Here is a 23760-nt window from a genome sequence, read left to right on the forward strand (position 1 = left end):
CATGGAATGATAAGGCCCGTGACCAGCACGCCTGTTGCACGACCAGACGAGGTGCGCCGGCACAACCGCACGACCTTGTTGCGGCTCCTGCACATCGGGGGACCGGTCACCAGGGCGACGCTGGCCAACGAGCTCGGGTTGAACCGCAGCACCATCAAGACGCTGGTCGACGGCCTCGCCGAGGCCGGGGTCGTGGAGGAACGGGTACCTCGTCCAGGGCGGGGGGCCGGCCGCCCCTCGCTACTGGTGCTGCCCCAGCCGCAGGCAGCCGTGGTGCTCGCGGTCGACATCCAGGTCGAGCACGTCGCGATCGCGTTCGTCGGGCTCGGCGGGCAGATCCTCGGCCGCAACAGCTGGAACCTGCACGGCCGCAACCGCGAGCCGGGCGAGGTCATCACGCACATCGTCGACTCGGCGACCGTGCTCGCCGGCGATCTCGGCTGCATCCCTTCCGGCGCCGGGGTTTCGGTGCCCGGCGTGGTCCGGCGCGCGGACGGGCACGTGCACGAGGCGCCCAACCTGCGCTGGACCGACATCGCGCTCGGCGAGCGGCTGACGAGCGTGCTGCGGGTCCCGGTGCTGGTCGGCAACGACGCCGAGCTGGGCGCCGTCGCCGAGCACCTCCGCGGCTCGGCACGCGGTTCTTCGGACGCGGTGTACGTCTCGGCCGATGTCGGTGTCGGCGGTGGCGTGATCGCCGAGGGCGCCTCCCTGCGCGGGGCGGCCGGGTACGTGGGAGAGCTGGGCCACATGGTGATCCGGCCGGGCGGCCGTGGCTGCTACTGCGGCAGCAGCGGCTGCTGGGAAACCGAAGTCGGGGAGGCGGCGCTGTGCCGCGCGCTCGGCCTGCCCGAGGACACGCCCAGGGGAGCGATCCTCGTCGAGCTGAAAGAGCTCGCACAGGACGCCGAGGCGGCCGTACGGCGCCTCGGGGAGTTCGCCGAGTGGCTCACCCTGGGGCTGGTCAACGTGGTCAACCTGCTCGGCCCGCAGCTCGTCGTGCTCGGCGACCTGTTCACCATGCTGCCGCCCCCGGTGCTCGACTCCGTCACGGCGGCCGTGCGGCGCCGGAGCCTGGTCAGCAGGGCGGTCGGCGGCACGGACATCGTCTGTTCGAGCCTCGGCGCCGACGTGAAGCTGCTCGGGGCCGCCGAGGTAGCCTTCGAGCAGGTGCTCGACACGGTCTGAACCTGGCCCGAAAACGAAAGGTGGCGAGTGCTCTGGGAGCACTCGCCACCTGTCAGAGAAAGACTCTTCGTCAGCCTCGCTGAATGTCCGCTGCCATTTCCTTGAGCTTGTTCTCGTGCTCCCGAGCGTGGTGTCCGCAGAAGAGCAACTCGCCGCCAGTGCTGAGTACGGCGCGAACCTGTGCTGCGGCACCGCACCGGTCGCAACGGTCGGCAGCGGTCAGTTCGGGGCGGGTGAGCGTAGGTGATGTCATGGGAGTCTCCCTCCGTCCCGGCACCGGTTGCCCGATGCCATCGATCCAGCTACGACCACTTCGGCACTGACTCCGGGGGCGGGGTCGCCACCGGCTCCGCGGTGTTCGTTGCTTCCACTCTTGCAGACGTTCGGCGGGCCGCAAGTGTTCCCGCGCCGGTGGGAGGTGTGTCACGCCGAATTACCCCGGATGTCGTAGATCATTCCCGCGGACCGGGACGCGGAGTAACGGATTTTGCCGTTTCCCCAGGTGAAAGTGCCTGCGTAGGCGGGTACCGCGGCATCCGTCCGGCGTATCAAGTCCCGGCCCGCGCCGATCTTGTTCGTTCACAGCGGAATTCCGTGACGCGCTGTGGGGGATGGTCACAATGCGGGCTCTTCGGCGTGTCGCGACCTCCGGGCGTGTCGTCCCGGCGCGCGGGACGACCCGACGTAGTCACCGGACCACCGTGAGAGACTGCACCGCGATGGCGCTGCTCGACGAGATCCGGCGGTTCCCCGGTGCGCTCGCCCGGGATGAGATGGCCGTTGCGATGGCGCGCGGGCTGCCCGCGGCCGGGCTCGCCGACGCCCTGTCCGGCCCCGAGTTCCGGGTCACGCCGGTCTCCGGTGACTGGACGGCCGAGCGGCTGCGCGCGCTGCTCACGGCGTTGCACGGACTGGACGCGGTGGGTGTGCTCGCGTGCCTGTCCGCGGCAGACCTCGCCGCCGACGACACGCCCGACCGCGCGCTCCGGGACTGGCTCGAAGGCGGCATCCCTCCACTGTGGACATCGCAGCGGACGGGACGGCGATACGCCGCGCTGGATGGCACGCTCACCGCGGGCGACCGAACGCTGGTGTCCGTTGTGGACAGTGAGGCGCGGCTGCAACCGGCCGAACTGCTGGCGCACTCCTTGCGGGGCAACGGAATCCTGATCGTCACCCCGACCGCCGACGACGTGACCGAACTGGTCAGGTCGTCGGGTCTTCTCCCGTCGCTTTGGGCGTGACCTTTTCCGCCGCGGCGAGCTTGGAGTGCTTGCGGCCGTAGAAGAAGTAGATCGCGAGGCCGAGCAGGAGCCAGACCGCGAACCGGATCCAGGTGAGCACGTCCAGGTTCAGCATCAGGTACAGGCAGGCGAGCGCGGCGGCGATCGGCAGCACCGGCGAAAGCGGCACCGTGAAGGGGCGCTTGAGATCGGGGCGCTTCTTGCGCAGCACCGGCACCGCGAGCGCGACGATGATCATCGCCGACAGCGCGCCGATGCTCACCATGTCCGACAGCTCGCTGATCGGGACGAACGCGGCCAGCGCCGCGATCAGCACCGCGCCGCCGATCGTCATCCGGTGCGGGGTGCCCCATTTCGGGTGCGCCTCGCCGATCTTCTTCGGCAGCAGGCCGTCGCGGCCCATCGCGAACCCGATCCGCCCGATCGTCACCAGCTCCACCATCATCACCGAGGTCAGCCCGGTGATCGCGCCGACGGAGATGAGCGCGCCGACCCAGCGCTGGCCGACCTGGTTGAACGCGTCCGCGAGCGGCGCGCCCTCGTCGATGTCGGTGTAGTGCACCATGCCGGTGAGCACCAGCGACACGCCGATGTAGAGGATCGCGCAGATGCCCAGCGCGCCGAGGATGCCGACCCGCAGGTCCTTGCGCGGGTTGCGGGTCTCCTCGCCGAGGTTCGCCAGCGCCTCGAAACCGGTGTAGGCGAAGAACACCACCGCCGCCGCGGTGACCATGCCCGCGATCCCGTACACCGACTGCTGCAGCCCCAGCGCCGCTTGCACGACGGGCTGGTGCAACGTCCCCGTACCGGAGGTCGGCGGCTGCGCGTCCGGGATGAACGGGGTGAGGTTCGAGCCCTTGATGAAGAACACGCCGACCACCAGGATCAGCACGCACACCGCGACCTTCACCAGCACGAGCGCGTTGGTGAACAGGGAGGACTGCTTGATCCCCGCCACGGCGACCGTGGTCAGCAGCGCGATGATCAGCACCGCGCCGATATTGACCGTCGCGTCCTCGCCGAACAGGTTCTGCGGCAGCCCGAGCAGGTTCGCCAGGTATCCCGACCAGCCGCGCGAGACGACCGCGGCGCCGAGCGCGAACTCCAGCAGCAGGTCCCAGCCGATGATCCAGGCGAAGATCTCGCCGAGCGTGGCGAACGCGTAGGTGTAGGCGCTGCCCGCGGTCGGCACGCTCGACGCCAGTTCGGCGTAGCAGAGCGCGGCGAGCCCGGCGACCACCGCGCCGATCACGAAGGACAGCGTCACCGAAGGCCCGGCGTGGCTCTTCGCCTCCACACCGGCGAGCGTGAAGATGCCGGTGCCGATGATGATGCCGACACCGAAGCCGATCAGATCACGCCCGCGTAGCCGCCGTTTCAGCTCCCCGGAGTTCTGCCGTTCGAGAACGTCGTCGACATTGAGTGTCCGCGTCACGCCCATCCGGAAACAGTAGAAGGTCGGCGACCCCGGTGCAGGCCGACACGACCCCTAATCCGCCGGGTTTTTTCCCGGCCCGGTGAGGTCCTGCTCCTGGGCGAGGATCGCGGCCTGCACCCGCGAGCGGAGGCCGAGTTTCGTCAGCACCCTGGACACGTGGGTCTTGACGGTGGTTTCGCCGATGAACAGCCGGTGCCCGATTTCCGCATTGGACAGTCCGTCGCCGAGGCACCCCAGCACTTCCCGCTCCCGCTCGGTGAGCGCGGCCAGCTCGGCGGGTGCCTGCGCCGGTTCGGCGGGGCCCGCGGCGAACGCGGTGATCAGCTTCCTGGTCACCTGCGGGGCCAGCACTCCTTCGCCCGCCGCGACCAGGCACACCGCCTCCACCAGCCTCGGTGCTTCGACCGATTTGAGCAGGAAGCCGCCCGCGCCCGCGCGCAGCGCCGCGTACACGTACTCGTCGACGTCGAAGGTGGTCAGCACCAGCACCTGCGCCAGTTCGTCGGCCACGATCTGCTTCGTGGCGGCGATCCCGTCGACACCGGGCATGCGCACGTCCATCAGGACCACGTCGGGCCGCAGCGCCCGCGCCTGCCGGATCGCGGCCGCGCCGTCGGCGGCTTCCCCGACCACCTCGATCCCCGGCGCGTTGTCCAGGATGAGCACCAGCCCCGCCCTGATCGCGCCGTGGTCGTCGGCGACGAGCACCTTCACCGGCTCCTCGGTCACGAGCCCATCCCCGCGATCGGCAGCCGCGCCCGTACCGACCACGACGAGCCCGTTGGCCCCGCCGACAGCGAGCCGCCCACCGCGGCCGCCCGTTCCCGCATGTTCAACAGTCCTCTCCCGGTGCCGGACGCGGCACCCGCGTCCGGCGGCAGCTCGTTGGTCACCTCGACGTGCAGTGTCCCCGCCACCCTGCGGACGGTGACGACCGCGTCGGTGTTCGGCGCGTGCTTCACCGCGTTCGTCAGCGCCTCCTGCGCGATCCGGTACGCGGTCAGGTCGACCGCCGCGGGCAACGGGTTGTCCTCGTCCAGTTCGGTGCGCACGTCGACGCGCATCCCGGTGGCCCGCGCGGAGTCGACGAGCACGGACAGGTCCGCCAGCCTGGCCGGCGCGGTCTTCTCGTCCTCGTCCGCCCTGGTGGACTGCAGCAGCCCGATCATCGCCCGCATCTCCTCCAGCGCGTGCACGCTGTTCTCCCGCACGGCTTCCAGCACCTTCCGCGAGGTCGCCGGATCGGCTTCGTTGAGCGAAAGCGCGGCCTCGGACTGGATCGCGATCGCCGACAGGTGCCCGGCGATCACGTCGTGCAGGTCGCGCGCCATCCGCGACCGCTCGGCGACCACCGCCGCGTCGCGGTCCAGCTCGCTGATCCTGGCGAGCTGGGTGGCGTTCTCCCGCTCCTGCTCGGCGAGGTCCCGGAACTGGCGCATGCCCGTCGCCCACCACACCGGCGTGATCACGAACGGGAAGTTGGCGGCGAGGGTGGCCAGCACGGCGATCTTCCAGTCGCCGACGACCACACCCGTGATGGTCGCGGTGGCCACCGTGCTCAGCGCGGCCAGCGGGATCATCGCCCTGCTGAGCCCGCGCGAGCCGTACAGCGTCGCCGCGTAGACGTGGTCGAACAGCGACACCAGGATCGGCATGGTCAAGCCGATCGTCGCGTCCCAGGCCACCACGGCGATCGCCAGCGCGAGGCCGATCCCGGAGCGGCGCCTGCGCAGTAGCCCGAGCGCGCAGATCAGCGTCAGCGTCACCCAGTGCCATGGGTCCACGACGGTCTGCCTCGACCCGAAGATCGCGAACAGGCCGAACTGGTACAGCACCGCGCCCACCGCGAAGGAGGTGGTGCTGATGATCACGTCCTGCCAGGTTTCGCTCAGGCGCCGCAGCCGCTTGGGCAGCCTCGGTGAGGGCAGGGTCGAGGTGCGGCTGGACACGTGCCCATCACAGCACAGCCCGCGGGAGGCGACGTCATCCGAACTGATGACCTCATCCCAACTGATGACCCGCGAGTCCTGCCGATCACCGACGCGCCACGGCACGGGAGTGCGCGATCGTTCCTGGCGTGGACAAAGCATGGGATTTCCTCGCCGCCAACCCGATGGCCGTGGTCATCGCGGCGGGCGAGATCGGGTTCTGGGTGTTGATCCTGGGCGGTCTCCTCGCCAGGTACCTGCTGCGCTGGCGCCGGACCGGCGCGGTGCTGCTCGCTTCGACCGCGGTGGTCGACATCGGGGTGCTCGTCGCGACGATGATCGACCTCGCGGGCGGTGGCAAGGCCACCGCGGTGCACGGGATCGCGGCGGTGTACCTCGGCTTCTCCGTCGCGTTCGGGCCGCGCCTGGTGCGGTGGGCCGATCAGCGGTTCGCACACCGCTTCGCGGGCGGGCCGCCCCCGGACAAACCGCCCAAGCACGGTCCCGAACGGGTGCGCCACGAGTGGCGTGAATGGGGCCGCTGCGTGCTCGGCTGCGGGATCGCGGCCGCGGTGCTGCTGGTGCTGATCTTCGTCGTCGGCACCCCGGAGCAGACCAAGCCGCTCTGGGAGGCCACCGGCTGGTTGCCGCGGCTCGGCCTGATCACGGTCATCTGGTTCGTCACCGGACCGCTCTGGCAGACGTTGACTACGCGGTCTTCGCGCGGGACCGCTGAAAGGGAACGGGTTTCGTCATGATCGAGGCGTTCGGGATCCTGCTGCTGGTGCAGGGCGTCGGCGGGTTTATCAACCGGCTCGGCGACGGGTCGAGGAGCTGGTTCGTCCAGCTGTACGTGCTGCCGGAATCGCTGCACATCGCGGCGAGCGTGGTGATGGCCGTCGCGGGCGGCCTGCTCGTGCTGGCCGCCTCCGGTAAGCGCAAGATCAAGAACCGCTCCGGCGGCTGAGAATCGTTGCGGGGAAAGAAAACGCGGGTGCGTCCACAGTGGACGCACCCGCGTTTTCTTTCCCGGTCTGCTAGTCGAGGTAGTCGCGGAGGACTTGGGATCGGGAGGGGTGGCGGAGTTTGGACATGGTTTTGGATTCGATTTGGCGGATGCGTTCGCGGGTGACGCCGTAGACTTGGCCGATTTCGTCGAGGGTGCGGGGTTGGCCGTCGGTGAGTCCGAAGCGGAGGCGGACGACGCCTGCTTCGCGTTCGGAGAGGGTTTGCAGGACGGATTGGAGTTGGTCCTGTAGGAGGGTGAAGGAGACGGCGTCGACGGCGACGACGGCTTCGGAGTCTTCGATGAAGTCGCCGAGTTGGGAGTCGCCTTCGTCGCCGATGGTTTGGTCCAGCGAGATGGGTTCGCGGGCGTATTGCTGGATTTCGAGGACTTTCTCCGGGGAGATGTCCATTTCTTTGGCGAGTTCTTCGGGGGTGGGTTCGCGGCCGAGGTCTTGGAGGAGTTCTCGTTGGATGCGGCCGAGTTTGTTGATGACTTCGACCATGTGCACGGGGATGCGGATGGTGCGTGCTTGGTCGGCCATGGCGCGGGTGATGGCCTGGCGGATCCACCACGTGGCGTAGGTCGAAAACTTGTAACCCTTGGTGTAGTCGAACTTTTCGACCGCGCGGATCAGACCCAGATTGCCTTCCTGGATCAGGTCGAGGAACGCCATGCCGCGTCCCGTGTAGCGCTTGGCGAGGGAGACCACGAGCCGGAGGTTGGCCTCCAGCAGGTGGTCCTTCGCGCGTTCGCCGTCGCGGACGATCCATTTGAGATCGCGGCGCATCTGGGTGGCGAGTTTTTCGCCTTCTTCTTCGGATCCGCGGACGCGTTCGGCGGCGTAGAGGCCTGCTTCGATGCGTTTGGCGAGTTCGACTTCTTCTTCGGCGTTGAGGAGCGCGACCTTGCCGATCTGCTTGAGGTACGCGCGCACCGAGTCCGCCGAGGCGGTCAGCTCGGCGTCTTTACGGGCCTGCCGCAGCGCCTCGGACTCCTCCTCGTCCCACACGAAGCTCGACGAGGACTCGTCCGACGACTTCGCCCGCTTCCCGGCGGACTTGCCCGAGGCAGGAGCCTCCTCGTCGGCCTCTTCTTCTTCGGCGTCCTCGGCGGAGTCCTCGTCGGAGGTGAGGGTCGCGTCGACGACGTCGACTTCGACTTCTTCGAGGTCGGAGAGGTCGGGGGTTTCGAGGTCGGCCTCGTCGAGGTCTTCGGGGCCGTCGGCTTCGCCGGCGGTGTCCTCGCCCTTGGCCTTGGTCTTCGCGGGGGCCTTCTTCGCCGCGGTCTTGCGCGCGGCGGGCTTACGGGGAGCAGCCTTCTTCGCCGCCGTGCCGTTCTGGCCTTCGGCCTCGGGTTCGGCATCGGTGCTGGTCGCTGTCTTCTTGCCGCTTCGGCTGGCGGTCCTCGGGGCTGCCACAGACACCCTTTCGCAGTGGTCGATCACGACGAACCGGGGCAGGGAGCTGGCCTCGGCTGCCTCGGATTCGGACTCGTCCCTCGGCCTGCCGGCTTGCCGTCCGCAGGTCCAGGCCGCGTTCCATTGTAACGACGCCACGCCGCGTTCGCCGCCACTTGATCGGCTTCTGTGACCCGGCGAGACGGCGAAGGGGCCGCCGACCCGCAGGTCGACGGCCCCTTCGCCGGATGCCACCCTCAGTCGAGGTAGTCGCGGAGGACTTGGGATCGGGAGGGGTGGCGGAGTTTGGACATGGTTTTGGATTCGATTTGGCGGATGCGTTCGCGGGTGACGCCGTAGACTTGGCCGATTTCGTCGAGGGTGCGGGGTTGGCCGTCGGTGAGTCCGAAGCGGAGGCGGACGACGCCTGCTTCGCGTTCGGAGAGGGTTTGCAGGACGGATTGGAGTTGGTCCTGTAGGAGGGTGAAGGAGACGGCGTCGACGGCGACGACGGCTTCGGAGTCTTCGATGAAGTCGCCGAGTTGGGAGTCGCCTTCGTCGCCGATGGTTTGGTCCAGCGAGATGGGTTCGCGGGCGTATTGCTGGATTTCGAGGACTTTCTCCGGGGAGATGTCCATTTCTTTGGCGAGTTCTTCGGGGGTGGGTTCGCGGCCGAGGTCTTGGAGGAGTTCTCGTTGGATGCGGCCGAGTTTGTTGATGACTTCGACCATGTGCACGGGGATGCGGATGGTGCGTGCTTGGTCGGCCATGGCGCGGGTGATGGCCTGGCGGATCCACCACGTGGCGTAGGTCGAAAACTTGTAACCCTTGGTGTAGTCGAACTTTTCGACCGCGCGGATCAGACCCAGATTGCCTTCCTGGATCAGGTCGAGGAACGCCATGCCGCGTCCCGTGTAGCGCTTGGCGAGGGAGACCACGAGCCGGAGGTTGGCCTCCAGCAGGTGGTCCTTCGCGCGTTCGCCGTCGCGGACGATCCATTTGAGATCGCGGCGCATCTGGGTGGCGAGTTTTTCGCCTTCTTCTTCGGATCCGCGGACGCGTTCGGCGGCGTAGAGGCCTGCTTCGATGCGTTTGGCGAGTTCGACTTCTTCTTCGGCGTTGAGGAGCGCGACCTTGCCGATCTGCTTGAGATAGGCGCGCACCGAGTCCGCCGAGGCGGTCAGCTCGGCGTCTTTACGGGCCTGCCGCAGCGCCTCGGACTCCTCCTCGTCCCACACGAAGTCGGAGCCGCCCTCGGCGGACTTGCCGCCCTTCGCGCCGGACGCGCGCTGGCCACGGCCCGCGGCGGGCGCGTCCTCCTCTTCGGCGTCTTCGGCGGAGTCCTCGTCGGTGGTGACGGTGGCGTCGACGACGTCGACTTCGACCTCTTCGAGGTCGGAAAGGTCCGGGGTCTCCAGATCGGCCTCGTCGAGGTCTTCGGGGCCGTCGGCTTCGCCGGCGGTGTCCTCGCCCTTGGCCTTGGTCTTCGCGGGGGCCTTCTTCGCCGCGGTCTTGCGCGCGGCGGGCTTACGGGGAGCAGCCTTCTTCGCGGTGCCGTTCTGGCCGGCCGCCTCGATGCTGGACTCCGCGCCCTCGTCGGCGCTGGTTGTCTTCGTGCCGCTTCGGGTAGCGGTTTTTGCGGCTGCCACGTACGCCCTTTCGCAGCGGTCGATCAGGCGAGCCGGAGGGAGGGGACCTCCCGGCTGCCAAGGTTCGGGGGACGCCCCCGGCCTGCGGTTTTCCTCCCCGCAGCCAAGGGCCGTGTTCCATTGTAACGACGGCACGCCGGGGAGTTGCGAAGCGATCGCCACTCCGGGCGCGCCGCGCGCCCCCGATCGGTGATCGGCCGGCGTTCTCGATCAGTGCTCGATGCCCTCGGCCGCGGCCGCCGCGGCGCCCACGATGCCCGCGTTGTTCTGCAGCGAGGCGACGACCACCTTGGTGCGGATGTCGAGCAGCGGCACCCACTTCTCCGCCTTCTTGCTGACCCCGCCGCCGACGATGAACAGGTCCGGCCAGATCAGGTTCTCGAGCGCCGTCAGGTACCGGTGCACGCGCTTCGCCCACTCCGGGTACGACAGCCCTTCGAGGTCCTTGACCGACGCCGCGGCCTTCTTCTCCGCGTCGTGCCCGTCGACCTCGATGTGCCCGAGCTCGGTGTTCGGCACGAGCTTGCCGTCGTGGAACACCGCGCTGCCGATACCGGTGCCGAAGGTCAGCAGCGCGACGACGCCGGTGCGCGCGAGGGGATCGCCGAAGCGGATTTCCGCCATGCCCGCCGCGTCGGCGTCGTTGAGCATGGCCACGTCCTTGACGTCGCGGCCGAGCTGCTTGGCGAACAGCGCGTCGGCGTCCGTGCCGATCCAGCTCGGGTCGATGTTGGCGGCGGTGTGCGCGACGCCCTTCTTCACCACCGCGGGGAGGGTCACGCCGACCGGGCCGTCCCAGTCGAAGCCGCCGACCACTTCGGCGACGACTTCGGCGACGGCCTCGGGCGTGGCGGGCTTCGGCGTGTCGATCCTCAGCCGGTCGCCGATCAGCTTGCCCCGCTCCAGGTCCACCAGAGCGCCCTTGATCCCGCTGCCGCCGATGTCGATTCCGAAACCTCGGCTCGCCGTCATTGGCGCCGTCCCTTCCCTCATGCTGCCGTGCGTGCGGGCACGGACAATCATCCCGTCCAGGGCGCGCCCCGGACGGAGTCGGTGGGGAGTCGTAACTCCCACGATTCAGAAATGCGTCCCCGAGACTGTAGCGGGATGTGGTCCCATGTCGTCGTGGGAGTTCACGAGACAGAGCCGAAAACGTTGTCGGAGACAGCCGAATCGATCGCCGTCGAGGCGGCTGCCCTGGTCGGTGAGGTGTGGCGGGGCATGTTGCGCGGCAGGGCGGTGGAGGTCGGCACCAAGTCGACCGACACCGACGTGGTGACCGAGACCGACCACGCCTCCGAACGGCTCGTCCGCGAACTGCTCGCGGCGAAGCGGCCGGGCGAACGGATCATCGGCGAGGAAGGCGGCGGCACGGTCGCGGAACCGGGTGAGGTCACCTGGGTGGTCGATCCGATCGACGGCACGGTGAACTTCCTCTACGGCTTCCCGTGGTTCGCGGTGTCGATCGGCGCACAGATCGACGGCGTCTCGGTGGCCGGTGCCGTGGTGGAACCGGCCAGCGGGCGCCGCTGGACGGCCGCGCGCGGGCTCGGCGCCTGGCTCGACGGCGAGCCGCTGCGCATCGGGGCGGGGCCGGAGCGCCTCGACCTCACGCTCGTGTCGACCGGGTTCGCCTACCGGCGGGACCGGCGCACCCGGCAGGCGGGGTTCGCCGCGGACCTGCTGGGCAGGGTCCGCGACATCCGGCGCACGGGTGCGGCGTCGCTCGACCTGTGCGCCGTCGCGGCGGGCTGGACCGACGCCTACTTCGAACACGGTCTCAACACCTGGGACTGGGCGGCGGGCGCGCTCGTCGCGGCCGAGGCGGGCGCCATCGTGCGCGTACCGGGCGAGGATACCGAACTGGGCGAGGACGCGACGTTCGCCGCCGCGCCCAGCATCGCGAGCCCGCTCCGCGCGGCCCTGCTGGACTGCGGCGCCGCCACCGTCTGAACCGGCTCGGGCTGGTGCTGTCGAGTCGCCGTGAAAGCCGCCTTGAGGGCACTCAGCGCCGTCAAGGTGGCCTTCACGGCATACAGCCATGGCTGCTCCCGAAGAGAATGCTGGTGCGAAGGCCGCGTTTGGGGCACTCAGTGCGGTGAAGGTGGCCATCAGGGACTTCGCTCACGACCCCGCGCTGTACGAACTCGACCTTTCGTCCGCCCAGGGGATCCCCCGATTTCAACGTTAGCGCGGTGCACCGACATTTTCGGCCCGCGTGCGTCGCGAGGGACGAGCCCGCTCGAACGGGTTACCTCCCGCGGGGGAAGTCAGCAGGAGACGTTGCGCGCGGCGGCGAGCAGTGCCTGGTCGATCTTCGGGGTCTGCCCGGCGGACTGCTCGGCGCCGCCGGCGGGCTGCTGCGCCTTGAACGCCTTGAGCTGGTCGATCACCTGCTTCGCCTCGGGCTTCGGCTGGAGCTGGCCGAACGCGCTGCCGACGGCCAGGTCGACGGTCGCGTCCTTCCGGTTGTCCCGCACCAGTTCCACGCACGGCGCGACGAGGCTCAGCGTGCGGGCGGCGGAGACGCCGTTCTCGCCGAAGCGGATCTGGCCGCGGCACTTGGCCTCGTGGCCGGGCGGGTAGGCGGGATCGTTGTCCGGCGCGCCGGCCTGCTCGAACCCGAGCGCGCCGATGCTTTCGTTGGCGAGCGCGGCGGCGCCGCGCGTGCTGCTGGCGTTGAACACGCGGACGGCGACCTTGTCCGGCGGGACCGGGGCCGTGCTGTCGAGCGCGTCGTGGCTCAACGGCGTGTAGGCGACTCCCGGCGGCGGCTGCGCTGGCGGGTCGCAGCGGATCGCGGAGTCGATGTCGCCGCCTTTGCCCGAGATCGCGTTCACCCACACGACGAGCGCGCCGAGGCACAGCACCGCGATCACGATGAGCGCCGGAAGCGGGCGTCGTCTGCGGTACGGCCGTGCCGTGCGGTCCCCGAAACCCTTCCCCGACGCCACCTGCGATGTCCCTTCCCCGATCGACAGCCCCCGAAGAAGCCGGTACCGGCTTCTTCGTCTTTGATCAGCTTAGGTGTTACACCGCTCTAGACGCCGACAGCCGCGTCCGCGTTGCCTGCGGCTCCAAATCGGCAACCCGATCGGTCTAACCCGTCACGCAGGGTACGTTACCCCTGATGGGTGACGTGTGGAGCGGCAGGACTGACACGTTGCCGAGCTGGGTAACTCGTGAGCTACCCTCTGCGGGCTCCGGCGGCTGGAGCAGGTGACAGACCACGATGCACAAGAGAGATCTGGCTCACTGCCACGCCGGGCACAAACAGGGGCGCTGGATCGTTTACTAGCGCACGCGACGGACTCGCGCAGGTGTGCGGGGCCGGAGCAGTTTTGACATCAAGCTGATCGCAGGGGTGAGGGACAATGGCGACCGACTACGACGCTCCGCGCCGCAGCGAAGCCGACGAGCTGGCCGAAGACTCGTTGGAAGAGCTGAAGGCGAGGCGCAACGAGAACCAGTCCGGCGTCGTGGACGTCGACGAGGACGCGACCGCGGAGAACTTCGAGCTCCCCGGTGCCGATCTCTCCGGGCTCTCCGGTGAGGACCTGACGGTCAAGGTGGTGCCCAAGCAGGCCGACGAGTTCACCTGCTCGGTGTGTTTCCTGGTGCACCACCGGAGCCGGCTGGCCGAGGAGAGCGGGGGACGGCTGATCTGCCGCGACTGCGCCTGAGGGAGCGGGTGCGCCGGATCGGGGGTCTTCGTCACGGGCGTGGCGGTGTGGTCACGCCCCGCGGGCGGAACGAGACAGCGAGGGTGACCAGGCGACGCGCCTGGTCACCCTTCGTCGTCCACGGGCGTGTTCCGCGCCTGGCCGCGGAGCAGTTCGGCGAGCCGCTCCGGCCTGCGCGTGCTGATCAGCCAGTACGGCGTGGGATCGGCGGGGTCGGTGAGCCGCAGCCGCAGGAGCGGCCCGATCCAGCCGCGGTGCACCACGAACGCGGCAGGGTCCGATTCCGGGCCGAGCGCCCTGCGCTTGTCGTCCTTGGCGATCACCTCGACCTCGCCGACGAACGCGAGCGGGATGTGCGCGTCGCCGATCCGCAGCTCGGGGTCCCCGGTTTCACCGCCACCGGTGACGGTCAGCTTCATCCGGCCGAGCGAGAGCATGAGCAGCACGGCCAGCACCGGCAGTACCGCGAACGGCAGCCACTCCGGGACGGCACGGAAGCCCATCGGGATCTCCGCCGCCAGCAGCACCGAGCCGAGCAGCGGCAGCAGCCAGCCCCACCAGGAGACGTAGAGTCGCTCCCGGTAGCGCGGTTCGCCGTTCACTTCGCGCCGCTGTGCTTCACCGGCTTCATTGGCTTCACCGGCCTTGCTTGCACTCGTACCCACACCAGAAGGGTAGTCTCGCCGCCCGTGTCCATCGTGCAGGTCCCTCTCAGCCGGGTAGATCCCGGCGTACCGCTCCCGGCGTACGCCCGCGACGGCGACGCCGGCGCCGATCTCGTCACCACCGCCGACGTCGTGCTCGAACCCGGCGAACGGGTGGTGGTCGGCACGGGAGTGGCGATCGCGCTCCCGCACGGGTATGCCGGATTCGTGCACCCCAGGTCCGGTCTCGCCGCGAGGGCGGGCCTCTCGGTGGTCAACACGCCGGGGACGATCGACGCGGGCTACCGCGGCGAGATCAAAGTCTGTTTGATCAACCACGACCCGCGCGAGCCGCTGGTGCTTTCGCGGGGCGACCGGATCGCGCAGCTGATCGTCCAGCGCGTCGAGCAGGCCCGGTTCGTCGAGGTCGACGAGCTGGCCCCCTCGGAGCGCGGCGCGGGTGGCTACGGGTCCACCGGGGGACACGCGACGCTGAGCACTGCCGTCGGGCACGGGGAAGGAACGGAGAGCTAGTGGGGATTTTCGGACGCAAGAAGAGCGCCGCGCCGGAGCAGCGCCGGGGCAGGCATGCCGCGCCCGAGCCTGACGAGATCGAGGACGACTACGACGATTCCGGCGACTACGAGCCGGAAGATCTGCCCGATGGCGCCGAGGGGCCGTACGACCTCGAGCACGCGCCGGAGGACGAGATCGCCCGTATCGACCTCGGCTCGGTGCGGGTGCCGGTTCCCGACGGCTCGCAGGTGCAGGTCGAAATGGACCCGTCCAGTGGCGGGGTGCGCGCGGTGCACGTCGTCACCGAGCAGGGCCAGGTCACGGTCAGCGCCTACGCCGCGCCGAAGTCGGGCGGGCTGTGGAACGAGGTCGCGAAGGAACTGGCCGACCAGCTCAAGAACGACGGCGCGCAGGTCGCCAGCGGCCGCGGCGAATGGGGCACCGAGCTGTCCGCGATCGTCGGCGAGGTCGCGCTGCGGTTCGTCGGGGTGGACGGCCCGCGCTGGATGCTGCGCGGGGTCATCGCGGGCCCGCAGTCGCAGTCGGCCGCGGCACCGGGTGTGCTGCGCGAGATCGTGCGGCACACCATCGTCGACCGGGGGGATTCGCCGATGCCGGTGCGCACCCCGCTCACGATCACGCTCCCGGACGCCGTGGCCGAGCACATCGCCGCCCAGCAGGCCCAGCAATAATCCCGTAGGGAGCCGGAAAGCGGAACGGTACGGTCGTACCATGCCGACTTCCGCCGAATGGCTCGTCTTCCTCGGCACCGCCACGCTGTTCGCGGTGACGCCGGGGCCGGGGATCCTGTACGTGCTCGCCAGGACCCTTCGCGGTGGCCGCCGCGAAGGGCTGCAGTCCGTGCTGGGGAATTCGCTCGGCGCTTCGGCGCACGTCGTGGCGGCGGCGCTGGGGTTGTCCGCGCTGCTCGCCACGTCGACGGTCGCGTTCACCGTGGTGAAGTTCGCCGGTGCCGCCTACCTGGTGTACCTGGGGCTGCATTCGATCCTGCGCAGGCACGACGACGGCGCACCTTCTCTCGACGGTGGCGCACTGGGCAAGGTGGCGCGGTCGCCGTTCGCGCAGGGCGCGCTTTCGGAGGTGCTGAACCCGAAGACGGCGCTGTACTTCATGGCGCTGCTGCCGCATTTCGTGCACGAGGGCCCGGTTCCGGCGCCGCTGGTGTTCATGCTGCTCGGGTTGATCGCGGTGACCATGGCGACCGGGGTCGACCTCGTGGTGGCCGTGTTCGCGGACAAGCTCGGCGCGAAGCTGACCGGCAACCCGCGCCTGCGGGTCCGCCAGCGGATCGCCAGCGGCGCGGTCATGATCGGCCTCGGCGGTTACGTCGCCGTCGCGGACTGAGCGCGCAGGAAGGCGAGCACCGCGGCCCTGCCGAGTGATTCGCGGTCCTCGCCGAGCGCGGCGAGCGTGCTTTCCACGACGACCGCGCGCGGCAGCGCCGACGCCCACGCGTGCGCGATCGCGGCAGGGTGCACGGGATCGTCGACGCAGGCGGCGATGCCGACCGGCACGTCCAGCGTCGCCAGCGCGGACAGCGCGGGCGCCGAGTGGCAGGCGGCGGCCAGCAGGCTGTCCGCCAGATCGTCCCCGTGCCGCCGCCACGCCCGCGTGAGCTCGTCGGCGAGCCAGTGCGGCACGCCTGCCGTCGAAGCCCGCAGCGTCGCTTCCAGGCCCGTTCTGCGGACCAGATCGGCCGACGCGCGGGCAGCCAGCGAAGCGGGCGCGTCACCGGGCGCGCCTTGCCAAGCGGGCAGCGCGGCCAGCACCCCGGCGCAGCGGTCCCGGTTCGCCACCGCCCATTCCGCGGCGAGGTGCGCCCCGAACGAGATGCCGCCGACGAGGATCGGCCCGCGCGCCGCGGCCGCGTCGAGCGCGGCGAAGTAGCCGGGGATCAGCCGGTCGCCTGGCGGGGGCGGCGGCAACTGCGCGTTGACGCCGACGGCGGCCAGTGGACCTGCGAAAACGGCTCCCGCGAACAGTTCGTCGGAGCCGGTTCCCGGGAGCACGACGGCCGCTGAGGCCGGGATAGCAAAGGTCACGTTGCGATCTTCGTCCAAGTCGGTTTCCCTTGCCGTCGAAGGGTTACGCTTAATCACGCACGGGCCGTTTCAGTCGGGGGCCCCGGAGCACAGGAGCACCGCATATGCCCGCCAAAGACGGCGGCTACTTCAGCCGGTTGGTTCGCAAACTGACCACCGACGTCGAGCAGCTCGACGCCGATGACCTCTCGAAGGAATCCGAGGCGGGCGGGGCGCAGCGCGCCTGCGACTGCAGGTCCGGCCAGGAAGTGACCGTGCTGGGCAGACTCCGCAGCGTCGAGCTGTGCCCGACCAACGAGGCCGCCACGCTGCAGGCGGAGTTGTTCGACGGCACCGAGGGCGTGACACTGGTGTGGCTGGGGCGGCGCCGGATCCCCGGTATCGAACCCGGCCGTACCATCAAGGTGCGGGGCCGGATGGCGGAGCGCGACGGCCAGAAGGTGCTGTACAACCCGTACTACGAGCTGCAGACCACTTCCTGAGTGCCGTGACGGCGGCATTCACAGACCGCCGAGGGCATGAACCACGTGACTGAACCAGCCAAGGACGAGCAGGCAGAGCGGGCCGAGACCGAAGAGAAGCCGGAACCGACCCTGCTCGAGCAGATGGGCGGCGTGTCCGGCCTGTTCTACTCTTCGTTGCCGGTCATCGTGTTCGTGCTCGCGAACGCGTTCTGGGGGCTCACGGTCGGGATCTGGGCCGCGGTCGGCAGCGCGGTGGCGATCACCGTGCTGCGCGTGGTGCGCAAGGAGCCACTGCAGCCGGCCATCTCCGGTTTCTTCGGGGTCGCGATCGCCGCGTTCATCGCCTACCGCACCGGGTCGGCGAAGGGGTTCTTCCTGTTCGGCATCTGGACGAGCCTCGCCTACTGCGCGGTCATGGTGATCTCCGTGCTCGCCCGCTGGCCGCTGGCGGGGGTGGTCTGGAACCTCCTCAACCGCACCGGCACCGAGTGGCGCAAGGACAAGCCGTCCCGCCTCGGCTACGACATCGCGACGCTGGCGCTGGCCGCGGTGTTCGCGGCGCGGTTCGTGGTGCAGCGCTGGCTGTACAACGAGGACTACACGGGCTGGCTGGCGTTCGCGAAGATCGCGATGGGCTACCCGTTGTACGCGCTGGCGCTGCTCGTCGTGGTGTGGGCCGTGCGGCGCTCCGACAAGCGGCTCAAGGCCCTCCGCGAATCCGCGCCGCGTGAAGAAACCGATGCCGAGATCGAAGAACGCCTGCGCGCCAAATACAGCCAAACCCCCGCCACCGAAGCCTGACCTCCCCGCCCGACGCTGGACGGCGCGCAGCCATTCCGCAGTGCCCCGAAAGGGGCTTTCGGGGAAGTAGATGCCCCGAAAGCCACCTTCGGGGCATCTACGGCAGCGCGGAAATCCCCTTGGCGGGGGAGGGAAGTCAGTAGCCCAGTGCGGATTTGATGTCGGGTTCGATATCGGCCGACGCCACGAAGAGCAGTTCGTCGCCCGGCTCGAGCGGGTCGTCCGGCTGCGGCACGATTACCCGGTCACCGCGCAGGATCGTCACGAGCGCCGCGTCGCGGGGCAGGTTGATTTCGCTGACCGCCTTGCCCTCCAACGGGGTTTCCTGCGGCAACGTCAGTTCGACCAGGTTCGCCTGGCCCTGCCGGAACGTCATCAGGCGCACCAGGTCGCCGACGCTCACCGCCTCCTCGACCATCGCGGCCAGCATGCGCGGCGTCGACACGGCGACGTCCACGCCCCACGCGTCGGTGAACAGCCATTCGTTGGCCGGGTTGTTCACCCGCGCGACCACGCGGCGCACCGCGAACTCGGTCTTCGCCAGCAGCGACACCACGAGGTTGACCTTGTCGTCCCCGGTCGCCGCGATCACCACCTCGCACAGCTGGATGCCGGACTCCTCCAGCGTCGACACCTCGCAGGCGTCGCCGAGCACCCAGTCCGCCTGCTCGACCGTCTCCGGTTCGAACTGGTGCGACTCGCGCTCGATCAGCATCACCTGGTGGCCGCCGTCGATGAGCTCCGCGGCGATAGACCTGCCGACCGCGCCCGCGCCCGCTATCGCTACCCGCATCAGTTCTCCTCCTCGGGGGCGTGGCGGGCGACGCTCGTGACCTCGGTGACCGTGCCCGAATGCGCGGCGACGTACACGGTGTCGTCGGCCTGTAGGACGGTCTTGCGGTCCGGCAGCACGCCGGTGCCGAAGCGCATGATGAACGCGACCCGCGCGCCGGTGGCGTCCTGCAGCTCGCTGACGCTGCGGCCGAGCCACTCCTCGTGCAGCGAAAGCGGCAGCACCGCCACCGTGCCGGACGGATCGCGCCACGCGGCGGCCTGGCCGTCGGGGAGCAGCGTCCGCAGGAAGCGGTCCGTCGTCCACGGCACGGTCGCCACGGTCGGGATGCCCAGCCGCTCGTACACCGCGGCGCGCTTGTGGTCGTAGATCCTCGCCACGACGTGCTCGACGCCGAAGTTCTCCCGTGCCACCCGCGCCGAGATGATGTTCGAGTTGTCCCCGCTGGACACCGCGGCGAACGCGCCGGCGCGTTCGATCCCGGCCTCGATCAGCACCTGCCGGTCGAACCCGACGCCGACGATCTGCTGGCCGTGGAAGTCGCTGCCGAGTCTGCGGAACGACTGCTGGCTCTTGTCGATGACGGCGACGTCGTGGCCGAGCCGCTCCAGCGCCGCGGCCAGCGACGAGCCGACCCGGCCGCAGCCCATGATCACCACGTGCACGGGTGAGCCTCCTCTGTCAGTTCCTCAGGCATCCGGCAGGCCTTCTCCGAGGCGACACGCCAGCGGAGAACCTACCGTGTCGAGTGTGCCGTTACGCTTCGGCGGTGTCGAAGTTCCCGACCGCGCTGAAGAGGCTCGTCCTCGGCCGCCCGTTCCGCAGTGACCGGCTGGCGCACACGCTCCTCCCCAAGCGCATCGCACTGCCCATCTTCGCCTCGGACGCGCTGTCCAGCGTGGCCTACGCCCCCGAGGAGATCTTCCTGACGCTGAGCGTGGCGGGGCTGTCCGCCTACGCCTACGCGCCGTGGATCGGCGTGGCCGTCGCGCTGGTGATGCTGGTGGTGGTCGCCTCCTACCGGCAGAACGTGCACGCCTATCCAAGCGGTGGCGGCGACTACGAGGTCGCGGGTACCAACCTCGGCGGCAAGTTCGGGTTGACGGTGGCGAGCGCGCTGCTGGTGGACTACGTGCTGACCGTGGCCGTGTCCACTTCGTCCGGTGTGGCCAACATCGGATCCGCCATCCCGTTCGTGGCCAACCACAAGGTGCTCTTCGCGGTGGCCATCGTGGCGCTGCTGGCCGCGTTGAACCTGCGCGGCGTCCGCGAATCGGGCAAGGCCTTCGCGATCCCGACCTACGGGTTCATCATCGGCATCTTCGGCATGGTCATCTGGGGCCTGTTCGAGGTCTTCCGCGGCACCGAGATGAAGGCCGAGAGCGCGGGCTTCGAGCTGCACGCGGAGCAGTCGCTCGCCGGGTTCGCGTTCGTCTTCCTCATCCTGCGCTCGTTTTCCTCCGGTGCCGCCGCGCTGACCGGGGTCGAGGCGATCAGCAACGGCGTGCCCGCGTTCCAGAAGCCGAAGTCGAAGAACGCCGCGACCACGCTGCTGCTGATGGGCGTGCTCGCGGTGACGATGCTGGTCGGCATCATCACGCTCGCGATCGCGACCGACGTGAAGTTCGCCGAGGACCCGGCGCGCCAGCTGACCGGCACCCCGGCGGGCTACGAGCAGAAGACGATCGTCGCGCAGATCGCGCACGCGGTGTTCGCCGACTTCCCGCCCGCGTTCTACTACATCTCGTTCAGCACCGGGATCATCCTGCTGCTCGCGGCGAACACCGCGTTCAACGGGTTCCCGGTGCTCGGCTCGATCCTCGCGCAGGACCGGTACCTCCCGCGCCAGTTGCACACCAGGGGCGACCGGCTCGCCTTCTCCAACGGCATCCTGTTCCTCGCCGCGTTCGCGCTGGTGCTGATCTTCGCCTTCGACGCCGAGGTCACCAAGCTGATCCAGCTCTACATCGTCGGCGTGTTCGTGTCGTTCACGGTGAGCCAGGCCGGCATGATCCGGCACTGGAACCGGTTGCTGGCCAAGGAAACCGACGCGGGCGTTCGGCGGCGGATGCGGCGCTCGCAGACGGTCAACGCGATCGGGCTGACCATGACCGCGACCGTGCTGGTGATCGTGCTCATCACGAAGTTCCTGCTCGGCGCGTGGATCGCGATCGCGGCCATGGTGGCGATCTTCCTGCTGATGACCGCGATCCGCAGGCACTACGACCGGGTCGCCGACGAACTCGCCGAGGCAGATCAGGCGCCTGCCGTGCTGCCCTCGCGCAACCACGCGATCGTGCTGGTGTCCAAACTGCACCGTCCGACGTTGCGCGCGCTCGCCTACGCCAAGGCGGTCCGCCCCGACGTGCTCGAGGCGGTCACCGTCAACGTCGACGACGCCGACACCCGCGCGCTGGTCGCCGACTGGGACAGGCACAAGTTTTCCGTGCCGCTCAAGGTGATCGAGTCGCCCTACCGCGAAATCACCAGGCCGGTGCTGGAATACGTGAAGCGGGTGCGCGGCGCGAACCCGCGCGACGTGGTCACCGTGTTCATCCCGGAGTACGTGGTCGGCCGGTGGTGGGAGCAGATCCTGCACAACCAGAGTGCGTTGCGGCTCAAGGGAAGGCTGCTGTTCCAGCCGGGTGTCATGGTGACGAGCGTGCCGTGGCAGCTCGCTTCCTCGGAGAAGGCGAAGGAGCGCAACCGCAGGGTCCGGCCCGCCGCCGGTGACGTGCGCCGCGGCCTCTACGTCGCGGGGCGCCCCGCGACGGCGGCGAAGCCGAAGCCACCGGAGCCGCCGAAGCCGGACAAGGAGAAGACCGGATGACCGAGGCGGTCAGCTGGCTCGGCAGGGAACTGGAGCTGGAGGTCGGCGCCGTCGCGCACGGCGGGCACTGCGTGTCCAGAGTGGACGGACGTGTGGTGTTCGTCCGGCACGCGCTGCCCGGCGAACGCGTGACCGCGACGGTCACCGAGGACAAGGGCGGTTCGTTCTGCCGCGCGGACGCGGTGACCGTGCACGAGGCTTCCAGCGGCAGGGTCGAACCGCCGTGCCCGGTCGCGGTGCCGGGCGGCTGCGGCGGCTGCGACTGGCAGCACGCGGACCCGGCGCTGCAGCGCGAGCTGAAGGCGGCCGTGGTCGAAGAGCAGTTGCACCGGCTCGCCGGGATCGAGCGGAAGGTGCTGGTGGAGGAACTGCCCGGCGGCCCGCTCGGCTGGCGCACGCGGGTGCGGCTGGTCGCGGGTCGCGACGGGCGGGCGGGGCTGCGCGAGCACCGCAGCCACCGGGTCGTTCCGATCGACGACTGCCCGATCACCGTGCGCGGCGCGCTCGACGGCGTGCTGTCCGAAACCTGGCGCCCCGGCAGCGAAATCGAGGTCACCCGCGACGCCGACAGCGAAGTCCACGTGCGCGAGCAGAACACCTGGCGCGGCCGGACGCGATCGCACCGGATCAGCGGGGGAGAGGCCGTCCAGCGCGCCGCTGGGCGGGAGTGGCGGCTCGACGCGCACGGGTTCTGGCAGGTCCATCCCGAGGCGGCCGAGACCTTCGCCGCTCTTGTCGGGGAATGGGCGGACGCGCCGCGCGACGGGGTGGCGTGGGACCTGTACGCGGGTGTCGGGCTGTTCGCCTCGGTGCTGGCCGAGCAGGTCGGCCCCGGCGGGCGGGTGCGGGCGATCGAGTCCGGCAGGCGCGCGGTCGCCGATGGCGAAGCCAACCTCGCCGATCTCCCGCAGGTGAAGTGGTCGAGCGGACGCGTCGAGCACGTGGTGGCGCGCGCCGAGAAACCGGTCGACGTGGTGGTGCTCGACCCGCCGCGCAAGGGCGCGGGCCGCGAGGTCGTCGACGCGATCGCGGCGGGCGAGCCGGACCGGATCGTGTACGTGGCCTGCGACCCGGCCGCGCTCGCACGCGACCTCGCGTTCTTCGCCGGGCACGGCTACGGGCTCACCGAGCTGCGCGCGTTCGACGCGTTCCCGATGACTCACCACGTGGAGTGCGTGGCGCTGCTGCAGTGATTTTGTCGGTGCCTCCTGCCAGGCTGCGATGATGACGCCGAACCTGACGATCGACTGTGCGGATCCGGTACGGCTGGCGGAGTTCTGGAGGGAGGCGCTGGACTACCAGGCCGGTGACACGCCGGAGTCCATTGTGGATCCGGAGGGATGTGGGCTGCGGCTCCGGTTCCAGCAGGTTCCGGAGCCGAAGACGGTCAAGAACCGGATGCACCTCGATCTCACCGATGTCGGTGGCGGGCCGGGCGTCCCGCTCGCCGAGCGCACCCGGCGGGTGATAGCGAAGGCCGAGCGGCTGGTCGCCGCCGGTGCCACCGTGCTGCAGGTGCTCGACCCGCCCGGGATGGACTTCTACTCGGTCGTCCTGCGGGACCCCGAGGGCAACGAGTTCTGCGTGAAATGACGCCGCGGATTTTGTCGGTGCCCTCTGGGATGCTCCGGCCATGATTCCGAAAGTGACGATCGACTGCGCGGATCCGGTACGGCTCGTGGAGTTCTGGGCGGAGGCGTTGGACTACATCCCGCAGCCGCCGCCGGGTGGGCATGCCACGTGGCGTGCTTACTGGCAGGAGATGGGCGTGCCCCCGGAAGAACTGCCCGAGGGCGCTGGTGACACGCCGGAGTCCATTGTGGACCCGGAGGGGCGTGGGCCGCGGATCTGGTTCCAGCAGGTGCCGGAGCCGAAGACGGTCAAGAACCGGATGCACTTCGACCTCGAAGTCGGTGGCGGGCGCGAGGTCTCGCTCGCCGAGCGCACCGCGCGGGTGACGGCGAAGGTCGAGCGGCTGGTCGCGGCCGGTGCCACCGTGTTCCAGGTGCTCGATCGGCCCGGGATGGACTACTACGCGGTCGTCCTGCGGGACCCGGAGGGCAACGAGTTCTGCGTGGGGTGACCGACGTCCGAACGCCCCGCCACCTGCGCGG

The 23760-nt window shown here is 69.6% G+C and carries 26 protein-coding genes and 1 pseudogene; 15 read left to right on the forward strand and 12 right to left on the reverse strand.

The window, feature by feature from the left end; translation table 11 throughout:
• Window positions 1-6: 6 nt before the first annotated feature.
• Entirely contained in the window at window positions 7-1188 is a 1182-nt protein-coding gene (locus HUW46_RS35320; RefSeq protein WP_215543063.1) for an ROK family transcriptional regulator, read from the forward strand.
• Window positions 1189-1258: 70 nt separating this feature from the next.
• Here the strand turns inward: HUW46_RS35320 and HUW46_RS48565 are convergent, their stop codons facing one another.
• Window positions 1259-1441, reverse strand: coding sequence for a DUF7455 domain-containing protein (locus HUW46_RS48565; protein ID WP_254125204.1), 183 nt, complete (start codon window positions 1439-1441; stop codon window positions 1259-1261).
• Between the two features lie 448 nt (window positions 1442-1889).
• Between HUW46_RS48565 and HUW46_RS35325 the strand changes: the two genes are divergently transcribed.
• The gene (locus tag HUW46_RS35325; protein ID WP_215543064.1) at window positions 1890-2432 is read left to right on the forward strand and encodes a DUF6885 family protein; all 543 of its coding nucleotides are present in this window, start codon (window positions 1890-1892) and stop codon (window positions 2430-2432) included.
• Here the strand turns inward: HUW46_RS35325 and HUW46_RS35330 are convergent.
• From HUW46_RS35330 to HUW46_RS35340, 3 genes are read right to left on the reverse strand one after another with little or no spacing between them, the layout of a single operon-like run.
• Window positions 2395-3873, reverse strand: coding sequence for an APC family permease (locus HUW46_RS35330; protein ID WP_215543065.1), 1479 nt, complete (start codon window positions 3871-3873; stop codon window positions 2395-2397). The genes HUW46_RS35325 and HUW46_RS35330 overlap by 38 nt on opposite strands.
• Window positions 3874-3921: 48 nt before the next feature.
• Window positions 3922-4599 (reverse strand): response regulator, encoded by a 678-nt coding sequence (locus HUW46_RS35335; protein ID WP_215543066.1) that lies wholly within the window; start codon window positions 4597-4599, stop codon window positions 3922-3924.
• The gene (locus HUW46_RS35340; protein ID WP_254125206.1) at window positions 4596-5819 is read right to left on the reverse strand and encodes a sensor histidine kinase; all 1224 of its coding nucleotides are present in this window, start codon (window positions 5817-5819) and stop codon (window positions 4596-4598) included. The genes HUW46_RS35335 and HUW46_RS35340 overlap by 4 nt, the downstream gene beginning before the upstream one ends.
• A gap of 128 nt (window positions 5820-5947) precedes the next feature.
• Between HUW46_RS35340 and HUW46_RS35345 the strand changes: the two genes are divergently transcribed.
• Both HUW46_RS35345 and HUW46_RS35350 read left to right on the forward strand, forming a co-directional pair.
• The gene (locus HUW46_RS35345; RefSeq protein WP_215543068.1) at window positions 5948-6556 is read left to right on the forward strand and encodes a hypothetical protein; all 609 of its coding nucleotides are present in this window, start codon (window positions 5948-5950) and stop codon (window positions 6554-6556) included.
• Window positions 6553-6765 (forward strand): hypothetical protein, encoded by a 213-nt coding sequence (locus tag HUW46_RS35350; RefSeq protein WP_215543069.1) that lies wholly within the window; start codon window positions 6553-6555, stop codon window positions 6763-6765. Before HUW46_RS35345 ends, HUW46_RS35350 begins: the two co-directional genes overlap by 4 nt.
• A 70-nt stretch (window positions 6766-6835) precedes the next feature.
• Here HUW46_RS35350 and HUW46_RS35355 read toward each other — a convergent pair whose 3' ends face one another.
• The 3 genes from HUW46_RS35355 to ppgK form a co-directional block, all read right to left on the reverse strand.
• Window positions 6836-8224, reverse strand: a complete 1389-nt coding sequence (locus HUW46_RS35355) for an RNA polymerase sigma factor (protein ID WP_215550307.1) — start codon at window positions 8222-8224, stop codon at window positions 6836-6838.
• Window positions 8225-8460: 236 nt separating this feature from the next.
• Window positions 8461-9852: an RNA polymerase sigma factor gene (locus HUW46_RS35360; RefSeq protein WP_215550308.1), complete on the reverse strand. Its 1392-nt coding sequence runs from the start codon at window positions 9850-9852 to the stop codon at window positions 8461-8463.
• A 210-nt stretch (window positions 9853-10062) separates the two neighbouring features.
• On the reverse strand, window positions 10063-10824 hold the full coding sequence (gene ppgK, locus HUW46_RS35365) for a polyphosphate--glucose phosphotransferase (RefSeq protein WP_215543070.1): 762 nt from the start codon (window positions 10822-10824) through the stop codon (window positions 10063-10065).
• A gap of 135 nt (window positions 10825-10959) precedes the next feature.
• Between ppgK and HUW46_RS35370 the strand changes: the two genes are divergently transcribed.
• The gene (locus tag HUW46_RS35370; protein ID WP_215543071.1) at window positions 10960-11805 is read left to right on the forward strand and encodes an inositol monophosphatase family protein; all 846 of its coding nucleotides are present in this window, start codon (window positions 10960-10962) and stop codon (window positions 11803-11805) included.
• A 317-nt stretch (window positions 11806-12122) separates the two neighbouring features.
• Here HUW46_RS35370 and cei read toward each other — a convergent pair whose 3' ends face one another.
• Window positions 12123-12806, reverse strand: coding sequence for an envelope integrity protein Cei (cei, locus tag HUW46_RS35375; protein ID WP_215543072.1), 684 nt, complete (start codon window positions 12804-12806; stop codon window positions 12123-12125).
• 420 nt (window positions 12807-13226) lie between these two features.
• Between cei and HUW46_RS35380 the strand changes: the two genes are divergently transcribed.
• The gene (locus tag HUW46_RS35380) at window positions 13227-13535 is read left to right on the forward strand and encodes a DUF4193 domain-containing protein (protein ID WP_005164528.1); all 309 of its coding nucleotides are present in this window, start codon (window positions 13227-13229) and stop codon (window positions 13533-13535) included.
• Window positions 13536-13639: 104 nt separating this feature from the next.
• On the opposite strand, the gene HUW46_RS35385 is transcribed toward HUW46_RS35380, so the two are convergent.
• Window positions 13640-14200 (reverse strand): DUF3093 domain-containing protein, encoded by a 561-nt coding sequence (locus HUW46_RS35385; RefSeq protein ID WP_215543073.1) that lies wholly within the window; start codon window positions 14198-14200, stop codon window positions 13640-13642.
• Between the two features lie 24 nt (window positions 14201-14224).
• On the opposite strand from HUW46_RS35385, the gene dut reads away from it, so the two are divergent.
• Genes dut through HUW46_RS35400 form a run of 3 tightly spaced genes read left to right on the forward strand, consistent with a single transcriptional unit; the run spans window position 14225 to window position 16060 of the window.
• On the forward strand, window positions 14225-14713 hold the full coding sequence (gene dut, locus HUW46_RS35390; protein WP_215543074.1) for a dUTP diphosphatase: 489 nt from the start codon (window positions 14225-14227) through the stop codon (window positions 14711-14713).
• Complete coding sequence (locus HUW46_RS35395) at window positions 14713-15387, forward strand: DUF3710 domain-containing protein (protein WP_215543075.1); 675 nt, start codon at window positions 14713-14715, stop codon at window positions 15385-15387. The genes dut and HUW46_RS35395 overlap by 1 nt, the downstream gene beginning before the upstream one ends.
• A 40-nt stretch (window positions 15388-15427) precedes the next feature.
• Window positions 15428-16060, forward strand: a complete 633-nt coding sequence (locus HUW46_RS35400; RefSeq protein WP_215543076.1) for a LysE family translocator — start codon at window positions 15428-15430, stop codon at window positions 16058-16060.
• Here the strand turns inward: HUW46_RS35400 and HUW46_RS35405 are convergent.
• Window positions 16039-16758, reverse strand: coding sequence for an alpha/beta hydrolase (locus HUW46_RS35405; protein WP_215550309.1), 720 nt, complete (start codon window positions 16756-16758; stop codon window positions 16039-16041). The genes HUW46_RS35400 and HUW46_RS35405 overlap by 22 nt on opposite strands.
• A 104-nt stretch (window positions 16759-16862) precedes the next feature.
• Here HUW46_RS35405 and HUW46_RS35410 point away from each other — a divergent pair, with 104 nt between their 5' ends.
• Complete coding sequence (locus HUW46_RS35410; RefSeq protein ID WP_215543077.1) at window positions 16863-17240, forward strand: OB-fold nucleic acid binding domain-containing protein; 378 nt, start codon at window positions 16863-16865, stop codon at window positions 17238-17240.
• Window positions 17241-17285: 45 nt separating this feature from the next.
• Window positions 17286-18023, forward strand: a complete 738-nt coding sequence (locus tag HUW46_RS35415) for a DUF3159 domain-containing protein (protein ID WP_442860873.1) — start codon at window positions 17286-17288, stop codon at window positions 18021-18023.
• A gap of 136 nt (window positions 18024-18159) precedes the next feature.
• On the opposite strand, the gene HUW46_RS35420 is transcribed toward HUW46_RS35415, so the two are convergent.
• Both HUW46_RS35420 and HUW46_RS35425 read right to left on the reverse strand, forming a co-directional pair.
• Window positions 18160-18816, reverse strand: a complete 657-nt coding sequence (locus tag HUW46_RS35420) for a potassium channel family protein (protein ID WP_215543079.1) — start codon at window positions 18814-18816, stop codon at window positions 18160-18162.
• Window positions 18816-19484, reverse strand: a pseudogene (locus HUW46_RS35425) (potassium channel family protein); the annotation flags it as partial. The pseudogene HUW46_RS35425 and the gene HUW46_RS35420, both read right to left, overlap by 1 nt.
• A gap of 101 nt (window positions 19485-19585) precedes the next feature.
• On the opposite strand from HUW46_RS35425, the gene HUW46_RS35430 reads away from it, so the two are divergent.
• Genes HUW46_RS35430 through HUW46_RS35445 form a run of 4 tightly spaced genes read left to right on the forward strand, consistent with a single transcriptional unit; the run spans window position 19586 to window position 23729 of the window.
• A complete protein-coding gene (locus tag HUW46_RS35430) occupies window positions 19586-21646 on the forward strand; it encodes an APC family permease (protein WP_215543081.1) in 2061 nt (686 codons plus the stop codon).
• On the forward strand, window positions 21643-22839 hold the full coding sequence (locus tag HUW46_RS35435; protein WP_215543082.1) for a class I SAM-dependent RNA methyltransferase: 1197 nt from the start codon (window positions 21643-21645) through the stop codon (window positions 22837-22839). Before HUW46_RS35430 ends, HUW46_RS35435 begins: the two co-directional genes overlap by 4 nt.
• A 31-nt stretch (window positions 22840-22870) precedes the next feature.
• On the forward strand, window positions 22871-23239 hold the full coding sequence (locus HUW46_RS35440; protein WP_331477169.1) for a VOC family protein: 369 nt from the start codon (window positions 22871-22873) through the stop codon (window positions 23237-23239).
• A 40-nt stretch (window positions 23240-23279) separates the two neighbouring features.
• Window positions 23280-23729: a VOC family protein gene (locus tag HUW46_RS35445; RefSeq protein ID WP_215543084.1), complete on the forward strand. Its 450-nt coding sequence runs from the start codon at window positions 23280-23282 to the stop codon at window positions 23727-23729.
• The last annotated feature ends 31 nt before the right edge of the window (window positions 23730-23760 follow it).

This window comes from Amycolatopsis sp. CA-230715, from assembly GCF_018736145.1.
Taxonomy (GTDB): domain Bacteria; phylum Actinomycetota; class Actinomycetes; order Mycobacteriales; family Pseudonocardiaceae; genus Amycolatopsis.